Below are 14,829 nucleotides of genomic sequence, written 5' to 3'. Positions count from 1 at the left end.
CGATGGTAGTTGGGACCTTGTCCCTGTGAGAGTAGGACGTTGCCAAGCAAGATAAAAACACAAGTCTTTTGACTTGTGTTTTTTTGTTTTTAAACAGTACACGAAAGAAGTAAAGGGAATACATAAGTAATACAAACACGTTGCCCAAGAATAAATCATATTATATAAGAAATTGATGTATATTTTCCGGAAATTTGTTAAGGAATAGAGGTATATAATATGTTTACTTAAAAAGGGAGGAAAGATTATGAAATTACCAAGTGAAATTTGCATCGTTTGTGAGACAAAAAGGGGAGAAGGAATATATGTATATAATAATTTAATATGTTATGAGTGCGAAAGAAATCTGGTGAATACTGAGACAAATGATCCGAAGTATATACATTATTTAACACAACTGCGAAAATTAGAAGTATCATATTTTTAAATAGGCATTATGCCTATTATTTTTTTTGCCCTAATATCTGTATAATAGATACAGAATGAATAATAAGGAAGAGATATATATGAATCAAAATCGTATGCCTTTATATGAGGCGTTAATGGAATTTAAAGAAAGGCGACTACTATCTTTTCATGTTCCGGGTCATAAGAATGGTTTGAACTTCCCTCAGAAAGCTTCAGGGGGGTTTAAGGACATATTATCGATTGATGTAACAGAGTTAACAGGATTAGATGATTTACATAGTCCATTTGAATGTATAGATGAAGCACAGCAATTATTAGCTGAAGTATATGGCGTGCACAAAAGTTATTTTTTAATTAATGGTTCAACAGTTGGAAATTTAGCAATGATTTTGTCTTGCTGCGGCGAATATGATATTGTCCTCGTACAAAGAAATTGTCATAAATCAATCATTAATGGTTTGAAATTAGCAGGGGCGAATCCGGTCTTTTTAAACCCATGGATTGATGAAGTACATAACGTACCAGTAGGTGTTCATGATGACATTATTAAGGAGGCAATTACAAAGTATCCAAATGCAAAAGCACTTATTTTAACACATCCTAATTACTATGGTATGGGAATTGATTTAGAGGCAAGTATCGCTTACGCACATGCACATAAAATTCCTGTTCTAGTAGATGAAGCCCATGGGGCACATTTTTGTATAGGGGACCCCTTCCCGAAGTCAGCATTAATTTATGGTGCGGATATTGTAGTTCATTCCGCACATAAAACATTACCTGCGATGACAATGGGATCTTATTTACATATAAATAGCCGTTTGGTGAGCGAAGAAAAAGTTTCCTCCTATTTAAGTATGCTACAATCTAGTAGCCCATCGTATCCAATTATGGCTTCTCTTGATATAGCACGTTTTGCAATAGCAGTTATAAAGGAAGAGGGTCATGATGAAATTGTTGAGTTTTTACGCCGATTTAAGGAAGGATTGCGATCTATCCCACAAATAGCCATCTTGCAATATCCATCGCAAGATGAATTAAAGGTTACGGTGCAAACTCGCTGTCAGTTATCGGGGTATGAATTACAGTCTGTATTTGAAAAGGTCGGTATATATACGGAAATGGCAGATCCATATAACGTCCTATTTATATTACCGTTACAAGTAAATGAGGGGTATATGAAAGCTATAGAGATAATTCGAGTAGCTTTGCAACAATATAAGGTAAAAGACAAGACAGCATCAATTCGTTATACTTATAAAGGGGAAATTTCCCCTTTACCGTATACGTATAAACAATTAGAGAGATACGAAACGAAGTTAGTATCTCTAGAAGAGGCCGTTGGTATGATAGCAGCAGAAATGGTGATTCCGTATCCACCTGGAATTCCATTGATCATGTATGGAGAGAGAATTACTCAAGAACATACAAAGCAAATTGCTCATTTAGAGAAAACAGGGGCTCGTTTTCAAGGTAGTACGAAATATATGAACGTGTATGATATAGAAAGTAGGTTTTAGGATGAAGGGATTATTTGTAACAATTGAAGGGCCAGAAGGTTCGGGTAAAACAACATTAATTAAAAGTTTATTGCCATATTTTGAGCAAAAGGCACAAAAGGTAATGGCGACCAGGGAACCGGGTGGTATTGCAATTTCTGAAGATATTAGAACAATTTTACATAAACAAGAGTATACGATGATGGAGGCACGTACAGAGGCGCTCTTATATGCTGCTGCACGTAGACAACATTTAGTGGAAAAAGTTATGCCGGCACTTGAGGAAAACTATCTTGTACTATGTGATCGTTTTATAGATAGCTCTTTAGCGTATCAAGGGTATGCAAGAGGCTTAGGTATGGATAAAGTATTTGAAATTAATCGTTTCGCAACGGAAGATTGTATGCCTAGTTTAACAATCTATTTAGATATTGAGCCAGAGGTAGGTTTAGCACGAATTGAAAAAGATGCAGGACGTGAAGTAAATCGACTAGATATGGAAGATATCTCTTTCCATAAACGTGTGCGTGAGGGGTATTTACAAGTTGTAGAGCGTTTTTCTAATCGCATTGTATTAGTAAATGCTGATCAACCAATGAAAAAACTTATAGAAGAAGTTGTTCAGATTATAGAAGATAAATTGTTATAATAGAAGGAAAGAATGAAATAAGTGAGGTATGCAGTATGATAAATACGTGGGAGCAGCTTTCTGCTATACAGCCCATCGGTGTCAAAATGTTGATGAATAGCATTGCAAAAGAGCGTATATCCCACGCTTACTTGTTAGAGGGAGGGAAAGGGACTGGGAAGTTCGCCACAGCAATTCAAATGGCAAAAAGTTTCCTCTGTTCACAAAGAAATGGTGTAGAGCCTTGTCATGTATGTACGAATTGTCGCCGAATTGATTCAGGTAACTACCCAAACTTACATATTGTAAAACCAGATGGATTATCTATTAAAAAACAGCAAATTCACGATTTACAAGAAGAGTTTTCAAAAACAGGATTAGAGGCAAATAAAAAAGTATATATTATTGAGCATGCAGATCGTATGACAGCAAATGCAGCGAATACGCTTTTAAAGTTTTTAGAAGAACCAAGTAGTGATACAACAGCTATTTTACTTACTGAACAAAGTCATCAGATTTTAAATACAATTTTATCTCGTTGTCAAGTTGTTACATTTAGACCGTTGCCTACAAAATCTTTAATTAAGAGATTAGAGGAAGAGGGTATTACAGTTTCTTTATCTACACTTGCTGCGCAGCTTACAAACAGTTTTGAAGAAGCTTTATTAATGTGTAATGATGAATGGTTTGCACAAGCGAGAGCTTTAGTGATAAAATTATGTGAAGCGCTCGAAAAAGATAAGGCCTCTATTTTTTTTGTACAAGAAAAATGGGGGAAGCACTTTGGAGAGAAAGAACAATTACAGCAAGGCTTAGATATGTTACTCCTTATTTATAAGGATTTATTATATGTTCAACTTGGAGAAGAAGATCGTCTTGTTTTTCATGAGCAGAAAGAGATGTTTGAATCCTTTTCTTATGCTCAGAAGCGCATTGTATCAGCTCTCTTTAATATATTAGAGGCAAAAAATAGAATCAACGCTAATGTAAATGCGCAGCTTGTGTTCGAACAGTTAGTGTTGCGGTTGCAGGAGGGATGACCGTTTTGTATGATGTAGTAGGTGTTCGCTTTAAGAAGGCCGGAAAAGTATATTACTTTGATCCAAATCAGTTCGATATCTCAGAAAATGAGTTTGTAATTGTAGAAACGGTAAGAGGTATTGAATACGGAAAAGTAGTTATTACCAAAAAGCAAGTTGATGAAAACGACGTTGTATTACCGCTTAAAAAAGTTATTCGTATTGCAAATGAAAATGATCGTACCATTGTTGAAGAGAATAGGCATGCTGCGAAAGAAGCATATCAAGTTTGTCAACAAAAGGTAGGAGAACATAATCTTGATATGAAGCTTGTAGATGTAGAGTATACGTTCGATCGTAATAAGATTATTTTCTACTTTACTGCGGATGGTCGGATTGATTTTCGCGAACTAGTGAAAGACTTAGCGGCAATTTTTAGGACAAGAATTGAGCTGAGACAGATCGGCGTTCGTGACGAAGCAAAAATGCTTGGTGGTATTGGCCCATGCGGTCGTATGCTTTGTTGTTCTACTTTTTTAGGAGATTTTGAACCTGTGTCCATTAAAATGGCAAAGGATCAAAATTTATCATTAAATCCTGCAAAAATCTCTGGTTTATGTGGTCGCTTAATGTGTTGCTTAAAATATGAGAATGATGAATATGAGGCAGCAAAGGAACAACTTCCTGATTTAGATCAACGTATACAAACACCGCAAGGTACTGGCCGTGTTATCGGATTAAATATTTTAGAAAGATTAATTCAAGTGGAACTAGTAGACAAGGAACGGATAGTAGAATATACGTTAGATGAATTAATGAATAAAGGGGTCGTTTCGAGTCAAACCACAGATTAATGAGGTGGGTGCTTGTGGAGAAAAAGGATATTTTTGCATCGGTTTCTAGTATGGAAGAGCAAATTGGACATTTATACAAACAGTTGGGAGAATTAAAACAACATCTTGCAGAATTATTGGAAGAAAACCAACATATAAAAATGGAAAATGAAAATTTGCGACATCGTTTTGAAGAAGTGCAGAACAAGGAAAAACAAAAAACTCAAAAACGCAAAGAAATGAAGGCGAAGACAGATATTGGTGAAGGCTACGATAACCTAGCGAGACTATATCAAGAAGGTTTTCATATTTGCAATCTACATTATGGAAGTGTACGTAAAGAGGGAGATTGTTTATTCTGTCTGTCATTTTTAAATAAAAAGTGAGATTACCTTTCCAATATAATTGGAAAGGTAATTTTTTATACATGAGGGTAGAATGAAATTTATTTTTACATTGATAGAGGATGAAATAGGGTAGGTTAAGTGTAAGAAAGGGAGCAATATATGAATTTATATGAAGATGAGCGTTTAGATTACTTATTAGCGCAAGATATGAAGCTTGTACAAAGTCCATCAGTATTTAATTTTTCTTTGGATGCTGTTTTACTTGCAGATTTTGCTTGGGTGCCAATTCAAAAAGGTAATTTACTTGATTTGTGTACAGGTAACGCAGTTATCCCTCTTTTATTAAGTACAAGGACAAAAGGGAAAATTACAGGTGTAGAAATTCAAGAGCGCTTATATGATATGGGAATAAGAAGCGTTCAATACAATAATTTAGAAGAAAGAATTCATTTAATCCATGGAGATTTGAAAGATATGCCGGAGAAACTTGGACGTCATCAATATGATGTTGTAACATGTAATCCTCCTTATTTTCAAACACCACAAACTTCTGAGAAGAATATCAATGAACATTTAGCGATAGCTCGTCATGAAATTATGTGCACATTAGAGGATGTTGTATATGCAAGTAGCCAGTTAGTGAAGCAGGGCGGGAAAGTAGCATTTGTACATCGTCCAGGTCGTTTGCTCGACATCGTCACATTAATGCGTAAATACAAAATCGAACCGAAACGCGTGCGATTTGTTTATCCTAAGGCTGGTAAAGAAGCGAATACATTGTTAATTGAAGGAATTAAGGATGGGAATGCAGATTTAAAAATCTTACCACCTCTTTTTGTATATGAAGAAAACAACGAATATACAAAGGAGCTTCGTTCAATTTTATATGGAGAAGAATAAGCATTGTTTTTATGTGGTGGAGTGTTCTGATGGAAGTTATTATGCTGGATATACAAATCATATAGAAAAACGGATTCAGACCCATAATAGTGGAAAAGGTGCTAGATATACCCGCGCTAGGCTTCCAGTTGGTTTAAAATATGTAGAGGATCATGAGGATAAACGAACGGCTATGCAAGCTGAATATCACTTTAAACAGTTAACGAGGAAACAAAAAGAAGAATATATGCAAAAAGGAGAACGCTATGTGGCAGCAAAAAAGCTTTCAGCAAAATGAAAAGGGAGTTTTATATTTAGTACCGACTCCAATCGGAAATTTAGAGGATATGACATTTCGTGCAATCCGAATTTTAAAAGAGGCAGACATTATTGCTGCGGAAGATACAAGGCAAACGAAGAAACTTTGTAATTACTTTGAAATTGAAACACCAGTTATGAGTTATCATGAGCATAATAAAGGAGTAAGTGGACGGAAAATTTTAGATAAGTTAGAAGAAGGTAAGACTGTAGCCATTGTGAGCGATGCTGGTATGCCATGTATTTCAGATCCTGGTTATGATATCGTTGTAGAGGCTGTAGCAGAACAATATCATGTTATTCCGCTTCCTGGGGCAAATGCGGCTCTTACAGCATTAATTGCATCAGGACTTGAGACAAAACATTTTTATTTCTATGGTTTCCTGCAAAGAAATAAAAAGGGACGTAAGCTTGAATTAGAAAAACTACGCTATATTCCAACTACAATGATGTTTTACGAGGCACCGCATCGTTTAGATGACACTTTAATCTCTATGCAAGAAGTATTAGGAAATAGGGAAATCGTATTATGTCGTGAGCTAACGAAAAAATTTGAAGAGTTTATTCGTGGAACAATTGAAGAAGCGATTGAGTGGACGAAGCAAAATGAAGTTCGTGGTGAGTTTTGTATTTTAGTAGCAGGTTCAACAGAAGAACCTACTCAAGAAGAACAATGGTGGGAAGCTATTTCAGTATATAATCATATTGAACATTATATAAATGAAAAAGGTATGAATTCAAAAGAAGCGATTAAAACAGTCGCTAAAGACCGAGATTTGTCGAAACGTGATGTATATCAAATCTATCATGTTGATAAAAAATAAGCTTCTCATAATTGAGAAGCTTATTTTGCTGTTTCGATATAATCTTGAAGTTCGTTTAAGACCTGTTCAGCGCCTTCTTTACTTAAGATAATTTTACCTTCAGCTAAAGATAGGTTACCATCAGATACTTCACCAGTTACTTGACAAGTCATGTTTGGTTTATATTTCTTTAAGATGATTTTTTCTTCATCCACGTAGATTTCAAGAGCATCCTTTTCTGCAATACCTAAAGTACGGCGTAATTCGATTGGAATTACTACACGACCTAATTCATCAACTTTACGAACGATACCAGTAGATTTCATAATTCTTTTCCTCCTAAATAAATAGTTTATAAGTTTCGAGTCTATTTTTTTGATTCGTCATTTTTCGACAAAATACCCTATGGACATATGATACCAATCATTTACATTTCCGTCAATTCTTAAATTCTATATTTTTAAAAAAGATTTATAGATTTTTATACTTCTTATATATAATAGAATGTGAGTCATTTCTATAATTGTTTCGTGTTATTTTTTTGAATATGAGTAATAGATGATAAAGATATCGAGCATTAACTCGTTTTTATATGTGAGTTTTTGATATACTGTTTATAAATACATATGAGGTTATTCGGGAGGTCCAAAACGATGAAAGAGGAAAATAAGTCCTTTTATATTACTACCCCAATTTATTATCCAAGTGGAAAGTTACACATTGGACATGCTTATACGACAGTAGCAGGAGATGCGATGGCACGATATAAGCGTATGCAAGGATACAATGTTCATTATTTAACAGGAACTGATGAGCATGGACAGAAGATCCAAAAGAAAGCAGAAGAACTAAATGTTACACCACAAGCATATGTGGATAACATTGTATCAGGGATTAAAGAACTTTGGGAGAAGATGGATATCTCTTATGATGATTTTATTCGTACAACTGAAGATCGTCATAAAGATGTTGTTGAGAAAATCTTCAAGCAGCTAGTAGATCAAGGCGATATTTATCTTGATGAATATGAAGGTTGGTATTCTGTACAAGATGAAACATTCTATACAGTGCATCAATTAGTAGATCCAATTATGGAAGGTGACAAAGTAGTTGGTGGGAAAAGCCCAGATAGTGGTCACGCTGTAGAACTTGTTCGCGAAGAATCGTATTTCTTTAGAATGGGTAAATATGTAGACCGACTATTAAAGTTCTATGAAGATAACCCTCATTTCATTCAGCCGGAGTCCCGTAAAAATGAAATGATTAATAACTTCATTAAACCAGGATTAGAAGATTTAGCTGTTTCTCGTACTTCATTTGACTGGGGAGTTCGTGTTCCAGGTAACCCAAAACACGTTATTTACGTATGGGTAGATGCGTTGTCTAATTACATTACTGCATTAGGATATGGAACAGAAAATGAAGAGAAGTATAAAAAATTCTGGCCAGCAGATGTCCATTTAGTTGGGAAAGAAATCGTTCGTTTCCATACAATTTATTGGCCAATTATTTTAATGGCTTTAGATTTACCACTTCCGAAGAAAGTCTTTGCTCATGGCTGGATTTTAATGAAAGATGGAAAAATGAGTAAGTCAAAAGGAAACGTAGTAGATCCAGTTACACTAATTGATCGTTACGGATTAGATGCATTGCGTTACTACTTACTTCGCGAAGTTCCATTTGGATCTGATGGAGTATTCACACCAGAAGGATTTGTTGAACGAATCAACTTTGATTTAGCGAATGATTTAGGGAACTTATTAAATCGTACAGTAGCTATGATTGATAAATACTTTAATGGGGAAATCCCTGCATTTAAAGCAAATGTAACTGAGTTCGATGAAACGCTAGTGACATTTGCTAAAGATACATTGAAAAAAGTAGAAGAGGCAATGGAGAATATGGAGTTCTCTGTAGCGTTAAGTTCCATTTGGCAATTAGTTAGCCGTACGAACAAATATATTGATGAAACGCAGCCATGGGTATTAGCGAAGGATGAGAATGATCGTGAAAAACTTGCGTCTGTAATGGCCCACTTAGCTGAGGTACTTCGTCAAACAGGTATTATGCTTATGCCATTCCTAACAGTAGCACCAAGTAAGATGTTTGCTCAACTTGGGCTTACTGAAGAGACGCATAAATCTTGGGAAAGCCTATCTACAATTGGATGTATTCCAGCTGGAACAAAAGTAGAAAAAGGAAACCCTATTTTCCCTCGTTTGGAAATGGAAGTAGAAGTGGGGTATATTAAAGAACAAATGCAAGGTTCTGCTCCTAAAGTAGAAGAGAAAAAAGCAGAAGAACCAAAGGCAGAAGAAATTACAATTGATGATTTCTTTAAAGTAGAATTACGAGTAGCTGAAGTAATATCTGCTGAACCTGTGAAAAAAGCAGATAAGTTGTTAAAAATTCAGCTTGATTTAGGTACAGAGAAGCGCCAAGTGGTTTCTGGGATTGCTAAATTCTATTCGCCAGAAGAACTAAAAGGTAAAAAGGTTATTTGTGTAACGAATTTAAAACCTGTAAAATTACGTGGTGAATTATCACAAGGTATGATTTTAGCAGGTGAAGAGAATGGCGTATTGTCATTAGCATCAATTGACCAAAATTTACCGAATGGTACAAAAATCAAGTAATTGAGACAAGAAAAGGGATGTTTCACGTGTAACATTGGTGAAGCGTCTTTTTTCTTTTTACATTCCCTTTTTTTGCATTAAAATTGTAGTATTGTTATCGTTAAGTTAGAAAGAGCGTAGTTTTCTATGAGAGAATTGATTTCAATATAAAAGGAGTTATTTATTATGTTGTTTGATACACATTCACATTTAAATGCAGAGCAATTTGAAGAAGATTTACAAGAAGTTATCGCGAGGATGAAAGAAGCGGGAGTTACCTATACAGTTGTTGTTGGATTTGATGAAGTAACGATAAAGAAAGCAATTGAATTAGCAGAGGCTTATGATTTTATTTACGCTGCAGTTGGATGGCATCCCGTTGATGCAATCGACATGAATGAAGAACATTTAGCTTGGTTAGAAGAATTAGCTGCTCATCCTAAAGTAGTTGCCATTGGAGAAATGGGATTAGATTATCACTGGGATAAGTCTCCAAAAGAAATACAGAAGGAAGTATTCCGCAAACAAATTGCATTAGCAAAAAAGGTAAAATTACCGATTATTATACATAACCGCGATGCAACTCAAGATATTGTTGATATCCTAGAGGAAGAGAATGCAGCTGAAGTAGGAGGCATTATGCATTGCTTTAGCGGTAGTGTAGAAGTAGCACAGCGATGTGTCGATATGAACTTTTTAATTTCATTAGGTGGGCCAGTAACATTTAAAAATGCGAAGAAACCGAAAGAAGTTGCTATGGAGATTCCGTTAGAAAAATTATTGATAGAGACAGATTGTCCATATTTAACACCACATCCATTTCGAGGGAAACGAAATGAACCGAGTTATGTAAAACTGGTAGCAGAAGAAATTGCGAATTTAAAAGGAATTTCTTATGAGGAAGTAGCACAAACAACAACAAAGAATGCCAAAGCCTTATTTGGTGTTGAATAAAAAAGAATGGGGAGTCCCATTCTTTTTTTGTTTTTTGAGAAGAGAGATAATAGAAATGATAAGAACCCACTATTTACTCATAACATAAGTGTAGAAATATTGCAGATAAATTAAGATGGAGATAGAAGTGTTACAATAAGGGGAGTGAACAAAGATTTTTCTCTTCTACTTTTTAAAATGTAAGATTGGGAAAATAATAATGGAAAAGTCGTCATTTTTTTGTTTTACTAAGTAGAGATGAAACGAGTGTGGAGGCAAGCATGAAAATTAAAGAGATTATCGTTGTAGAAGGTAAAGATGATACAGTTGCGATTAAACGTGCTGTTGATGGAGATACAATCGAAACGAACGGTTCAGCAATCGGTGATCATGTTATTGAGCGAGTTAAATTAGCGCAGCAAAAACGAGGCGTTATTATTTTCACAGATCCGGATTATCCTGGAGAGCGTATTCGAAAGATTATTTCTGACAAGGTTCCTGGATGTAAGCATGCTTTTTTACCGAAGGAAGAAGCACTTGCGAAAAGGAAGAAAGGCGTTGGAATCGAACATGCTTCTAATGAGTCGATTCGCCGTGCTTTAGAGAATATACATGAAGAAATGGAAGCTTACACAAGTGAAATTAGTTGGAGTGACCTAGTCGATGCGGGCTTAGTGGGCGGAGAAATGGCAAAGAGTCGCAGAGAAAGAGTGGGTAAGCTATTAAAGATTGGTTATACAAATGCAAAACAGTTACATAAACGTTTACAAATGTTTCAAGTTTCAAAGGAATCATTTGCAGAAGCTTATAAGCAAGTAATACAGGAGGAAAAAAAATGAAGGATATCGCAACACCAAATCGTACGAAAGACATTGTTGAAAAGTATGGATTTTCATTCAAAAAAAGTTTAGGACAAAATTTTTTAATTGATACAAATGTATTAAATCGTATCGTTGATCACGCAGAAATCGGTTCAGAAAGTGGCGCAATTGAAATTGGACCAGGTATCGGTGCGTTAACAGAGCAATTGGCGAAGCGTGCTAAAAAAGTAGTGGCTTTTGAAATTGATCAGAGATTATTACCAATTTTAGACGAGACGTTAGCTCCATATAGCAACGTTACAGTTATAAATAAAGATGTACTAAAAGCAGATGTACATGAAGTGTTTAGTGAGCAATTTGAAGAAGGGCAAGATGTAATGGTAGTAGCTAACTTACCATACTATATTACAACGCCAATCTTATTTAAATTGCTTGAAGAAAAATTACCGGTTCGTGGATTTGTTGTTATGATGCAAAAAGAAGTTGGGGATCGTTTAGCTGCTAAACCAGGAACGAAAGAGTATGGTTCTTTATCAATTGCCATTCAGTATTATACAGAGGTAGAAACAGTTATGACTGTACCGCGTACAGTGTTTGTGCCACAACCAAATGTTGATTCTGCGATTATCCGTCTTCTAAAGCGTCCTAAACCAGTTGTAGAAGTGAAAGATGAAAATTTCTTCTTTGAAGTAGTACGAGCAAGTTTCGCACAGCGTCGTAAAACTTTAATGAATAACTTATCAAATAATTTAAATGGTTTCCCGAAAGATAAAGAGCTGTTGGATCGAATTTTAACAGAGGTAGGAATTGATCCGAAGCGAAGAGGCGAAACGCTATCTATCGAAGAGTTTGCAACATTAAGTAATGCATTAATTCTTCATAAATTGTCATAAGAATATGAAAGGGACAGTTCAACTTGAGCTGTCCCTTTTGTCACCTTTCCTTTCCTAAATTCATACTTTAAAAACAGGTAAGATGGCCTAACGAGTTTGGAGGTAGGAGAATGGCTTTACATGTTGGAGAATTAGTTGAACGATATTCTCATAATAGGGATATTCTTTTTCGTATTATAGAAATAAAAGGCGATATGGCAATATTATTTGGAGAGGAAATTAGACTTGTGGCGGATGCACCACTTGCAGATTTAGTTAGTATAGACCAACGAGAGCATAAAAATAGAGTGAAGCGTGAAAAAGAAACGATGGAGCGTACTTACCGGTTGTTTCAGCAAGATTACGTGTTGATGAAACAAAGACATGAACATAATTCAACTGGTGGATATACAAGTGAAGTGAATTATTTTCAAATGCCAGGGCGTGTACTGCATATAGATGGAGATCCTTTATATTTGCGCAAGTGCCTAGATTTATATAATAAAATAGGCGTTCCTGTTCAAGGTATTCATTGTAAGGAAACGGAGATGCATGAAAAGGTAGTAGACTTAATAGATCATTTTCGCCCAGATATTTTAGTTATTACAGGACATGATGCATATACAAAGTCAAAAGGAGTTATGGGAGATTTAGCAGCATATAGACATTCTAAACATTTTGTACAGGCTGTTCGAGAAGTGCGAAAAAAGTATCCATCATTAGATCAACTCGTTATTTTTGCTGGGGCTTGTCAATCACACTTTGAGGCGTTGATTCGAGCAGGTGCTAATTTTGCTAGTTCACCGTCTAGAATTAATATTCATGCTCTAGATCCGGTATATGTAGTTGGCAAAGTTAGTTTCACCTCATTTATGGAAAGAGTCAATGTATGGGACGTTGTGCGTAATACAATTACTGGTGAAAAGGGACTAGGTGGAATTGAAACAAGAGGGATTTTACGAACGGGATTACCCTTTCAACATTACGATGAATGAGCAAGGTACATACGTATCTTGCTTTTTTATGTGGAAATGATTTAAATGAATCTGGATAAAACGCGACAAGAATGTGCAGACTATACAATGATACTTGTACAATATAGTATTTCTTCTATCTATTCGAACGCATGATGCTTTTATAATGATATTGTCTGTAAATTGCGGTTAATAATTGGGATAGATATATCGTGTTTTAAGTGTTCAATCTAAATTACAGCGAGGTGTAGCAAGGTATATGTCAAAACGTTTAGATGAAATTAAAAGCGAATTAGATCACCATCTTGGACAGCGACTTGTGTTAAAGGCAAATAGCGGAAGAAGAAAAACTGTGGAGCAATCGGGTGTACTTGCAGAAACGTATCGTTCTGTGTTTGTTGTCCAGTTAGATCAGCAAGAAGATGCATTGCAACGTGTATCTTATAGTTATGCAGATGTTTTAACAGAGACAGTAGAGTTAACATTTTACGATGAACCTCATAATGAAGCATTTTATAATTAATGTATTATTTGTTACATATATTCCCACAAATGAAAAGCTATATTATTTTGCATACTAATTATACCGTAGCAAAATAAGGAGGGACTCTGCATTGAGTAGACGAAGAGGAGTCATGTCAAATCAATTTAAAGAAGAGCTTGCAAAAGAGCTTGGCTTTTATGATGTTGTTCAGAAAGAAGGATGGGGCGGAATTCGTGCGAAAGATGCTGGTAATATGGTGAAACGTGCTATAGAAATTGCAGAACAGCAATTAATGAAACAAAACCAGTAGTTGTAAGATACTTTCTATGCTGCGGTAGCCGAGGAGAGATTCCTCGGCTTTTTGCACGCTAAAAGGTGCCATCATTTGACATAAGTAGTTTCATTCTGAATGCTTTTCGTTATAATTAGGGAAGTGTCATCGTCTTACTATAAATTTATGGTAAAATAAACGATAAAAGATTGAGTACATAGAGTGGGTGAATAGATTGAAGCTACTAGTGAAAGCACCAGCAAAGATTAATCTGTCGTTAGATGTACTGGGAAAAAGACAAGATGGATATCATGAAGTGAAAATGATTATGACAACAATCGACTTAGCAGATCGTTTAGAGCTAATGGAATTAGCAGAAGACCGTATTGAAATTTTGTCCCATAATCGGTATGTCCCAGACGACCAACGCAACTTAGCTTATCAAGCAGCGAAATTATTAAAAGAGAAGTTTAATGTGAAAAAAGGTGTATCTATTACTATTGAAAAAACGATTCCAGTAGCAGCTGGATTAGCAGGTGGAAGTAGTGATGCAGCAGCGACATTACGCGGCCTTAATAAGTTATGGGATTTAGGGCTTACAATTAAGGAATTAGCAGAGCTTGGCGCAGAAATTGGATCAGATGTATCGTTCTGTGTATATGGCGGAACTGCAATTGCCACCGGAAGAGGAGAAAAAATTGAACATATAAAGACTCCACCTTCTTGTTGGGTTATTTTAGCAAAGCCCCACATTGGTGTATCTACTGCTGATGTGTATGGGAATTTAAAATTAAATCGTGTTACACATCCAAATGTAGATAAAATGGTTGAAGTCATTAATGACGGGGACTATAAAGGAATTTGTGATACTGTTGGTAACATTTTAGAAGATGTGACGTTTGTGATGCATCCAGAGGTTGCACGTATTAAGGCGCAGATGAAACGATTCGGTGCGGATGCCGTATTAATGAGTGGAAGTGGCCCAACTGTATTTGGTCTTGTACACCATGATTCACGAATGCATCGTATATATAACGGTTTAAAAGGATTTTGCGAACAAGTATATGCAGTTCGTTTATTAGGAGAGCGAGAAACGCTTGAATAAAGACGTATAATACGTTATGA

18 protein-coding genes are annotated in these 14,829 nt (G+C 35.6%); 17 read left to right on the top strand and 1 reads right to left on the bottom strand.

From position 1 onward, the window contains the following. Positions 1-247: 247 nt before the first annotated feature. The 9 genes from MKX77_RS23920 to rsmI all read left to right on the top strand — a co-directional run bounded on the left by MKX77_RS23920 (position 248) and on the right by rsmI (position 6,755). Positions 248-427 carry a sigma factor G inhibitor Gin gene (locus MKX77_RS23920; RefSeq protein WP_002159645.1) on the top strand — a complete coding sequence of 60 codons (180 nt, stop codon included), beginning with the start codon at positions 248-250 and terminating at the stop codon, positions 425-427. 79 nt (positions 428-506) lie between these two features. Next, entirely contained in the window at positions 507-1,928 is a 1,422-nt protein-coding gene (locus MKX77_RS23915; protein WP_341307918.1) for an aminotransferase class I/II-fold pyridoxal phosphate-dependent enzyme, read from the top strand. Between the two features lies 1 nt (position 1,929). Beyond that, positions 1,930-2,556, top strand: a complete 627-nt coding sequence (tmk, locus tag MKX77_RS23910) for a dTMP kinase (RefSeq protein ID WP_002107283.1) — start codon at positions 1,930-1,932, stop codon at positions 2,554-2,556. A 35-nt stretch (positions 2,557-2,591) separates the two neighbouring features. Beyond that, the gene (holB, locus tag MKX77_RS23905; protein ID WP_002159641.1) at positions 2,592-3,575 is read left to right on the top strand and encodes a DNA polymerase III subunit delta'; all 984 of its coding nucleotides are present in this window, start codon (positions 2,592-2,594) and stop codon (positions 3,573-3,575) included. Between the two features lie 5 nt (positions 3,576-3,580). Then, positions 3,581-4,408: a PSP1 domain-containing protein gene (locus tag MKX77_RS23900; RefSeq protein WP_215554932.1), complete on the top strand. Its 828-nt coding sequence runs from the start codon at positions 3,581-3,583 to the stop codon at positions 4,406-4,408. A 14-nt stretch (positions 4,409-4,422) separates the two neighbouring features. After that, a complete protein-coding gene (gene yabA, locus MKX77_RS23895) occupies positions 4,423-4,773 on the top strand; it encodes a DNA replication initiation control protein YabA (protein ID WP_002009639.1) in 351 nt (116 codons plus the stop codon). Positions 4,774-4,893: 120 nt separating this feature from the next. Continuing rightward, positions 4,894-5,634: a tRNA1(Val) (adenine(37)-N6)-methyltransferase gene (locus MKX77_RS23890; RefSeq protein ID WP_341307917.1), complete on the top strand. Its 741-nt coding sequence runs from the start codon at positions 4,894-4,896 to the stop codon at positions 5,632-5,634. Continuing rightward, positions 5,621-5,911 (top strand): GIY-YIG nuclease family protein, encoded by a 291-nt coding sequence (locus tag MKX77_RS23885; RefSeq protein ID WP_002107287.1) that lies wholly within the window; start codon positions 5,621-5,623, stop codon positions 5,909-5,911. The genes MKX77_RS23890 and MKX77_RS23885 overlap by 14 nt, the downstream gene beginning before the upstream one ends. Then, the gene (gene rsmI / locus MKX77_RS23880) at positions 5,880-6,755 is read left to right on the top strand and encodes a 16S rRNA (cytidine(1402)-2'-O)-methyltransferase (RefSeq protein WP_002159640.1); all 876 of its coding nucleotides are present in this window, start codon (positions 5,880-5,882) and stop codon (positions 6,753-6,755) included. Before MKX77_RS23885 ends, rsmI begins: the two co-directional genes overlap by 32 nt. Positions 6,756-6,775: 20 nt before the next feature. Here rsmI and MKX77_RS23875 read toward each other — a convergent pair whose 3' ends face one another. Then, the gene (locus MKX77_RS23875) at positions 6,776-7,060 is read right to left on the bottom strand and encodes an AbrB/MazE/SpoVT family DNA-binding domain-containing protein (RefSeq protein WP_002063374.1); all 285 of its coding nucleotides are present in this window, start codon (positions 7,058-7,060) and stop codon (positions 6,776-6,778) included. A 327-nt stretch (positions 7,061-7,387) separates the two neighbouring features. On the opposite strand from MKX77_RS23875, the gene metG reads away from it, so the two are divergent. The 8 genes from metG to ispE all read left to right on the top strand — a co-directional run bounded on the left by metG (position 7,388) and on the right by ispE (position 14,809). Beyond that, positions 7,388-9,370, top strand: a complete 1,983-nt coding sequence (gene metG, locus MKX77_RS23870) for a methionine--tRNA ligase (protein ID WP_445819108.1) — start codon at positions 7,388-7,390, stop codon at positions 9,368-9,370. A 165-nt stretch (positions 9,371-9,535) separates the two neighbouring features. Next, complete coding sequence (locus MKX77_RS23865) at positions 9,536-10,303, top strand: TatD family hydrolase (protein WP_002159638.1); 768 nt, start codon at positions 9,536-9,538, stop codon at positions 10,301-10,303. A gap of 260 nt (positions 10,304-10,563) precedes the next feature. Further along, on the top strand, positions 10,564-11,121 hold the full coding sequence (gene rnmV / locus MKX77_RS23860; protein WP_002159637.1) for a ribonuclease M5: 558 nt from the start codon (positions 10,564-10,566) through the stop codon (positions 11,119-11,121). Beyond that, the gene (gene rsmA, locus MKX77_RS23855; RefSeq protein ID WP_215554935.1) at positions 11,118-11,996 is read left to right on the top strand and encodes a 16S rRNA (adenine(1518)-N(6)/adenine(1519)-N(6))-dimethyltransferase RsmA; all 879 of its coding nucleotides are present in this window, start codon (positions 11,118-11,120) and stop codon (positions 11,994-11,996) included. Before rnmV ends, rsmA begins: the two co-directional genes overlap by 4 nt. 110 nt (positions 11,997-12,106) lie before the next feature. Beyond that, positions 12,107-12,970: a sporulation peptidase YabG gene (yabG, locus tag MKX77_RS23850; RefSeq protein ID WP_341307915.1), complete on the top strand. Its 864-nt coding sequence runs from the start codon at positions 12,107-12,109 to the stop codon at positions 12,968-12,970. Positions 12,971-13,208: 238 nt separating this feature from the next. Then, positions 13,209-13,472, top strand: a complete 264-nt coding sequence (veg, locus tag MKX77_RS23845) for a biofilm formation stimulator Veg (RefSeq protein ID WP_002107294.1) — start codon at positions 13,209-13,211, stop codon at positions 13,470-13,472. A 91-nt stretch (positions 13,473-13,563) separates the two neighbouring features. Beyond that, entirely contained in the window at positions 13,564-13,743 is a 180-nt protein-coding gene (gene sspF, locus MKX77_RS23840; protein ID WP_001985066.1) for an acid-soluble spore protein SspF, read from the top strand. A gap of 196 nt (positions 13,744-13,939) precedes the next feature. Next, positions 13,940-14,809 carry a 4-(cytidine 5'-diphospho)-2-C-methyl-D-erythritol kinase gene (gene ispE / locus MKX77_RS23835; protein ID WP_131232837.1) on the top strand — a complete coding sequence of 290 codons (870 nt, stop codon included), beginning with the start codon at positions 13,940-13,942 and terminating at the stop codon, positions 14,807-14,809. Positions 14,810-14,829: the final 20 nt, after the last annotated feature.

It is taken from the genome of Bacillus sp. FSL R9-9410 (assembly GCF_038050385.1).
Taxonomy (GTDB): domain Bacteria; phylum Bacillota; class Bacilli; order Bacillales; family Bacillaceae_G; genus Bacillus_A; species Bacillus_A cereus_U.
The sequence above is the reverse complement of the archived record's forward strand: the minus strand, read 5'-3'. Positions and strand labels throughout refer to the sequence as shown.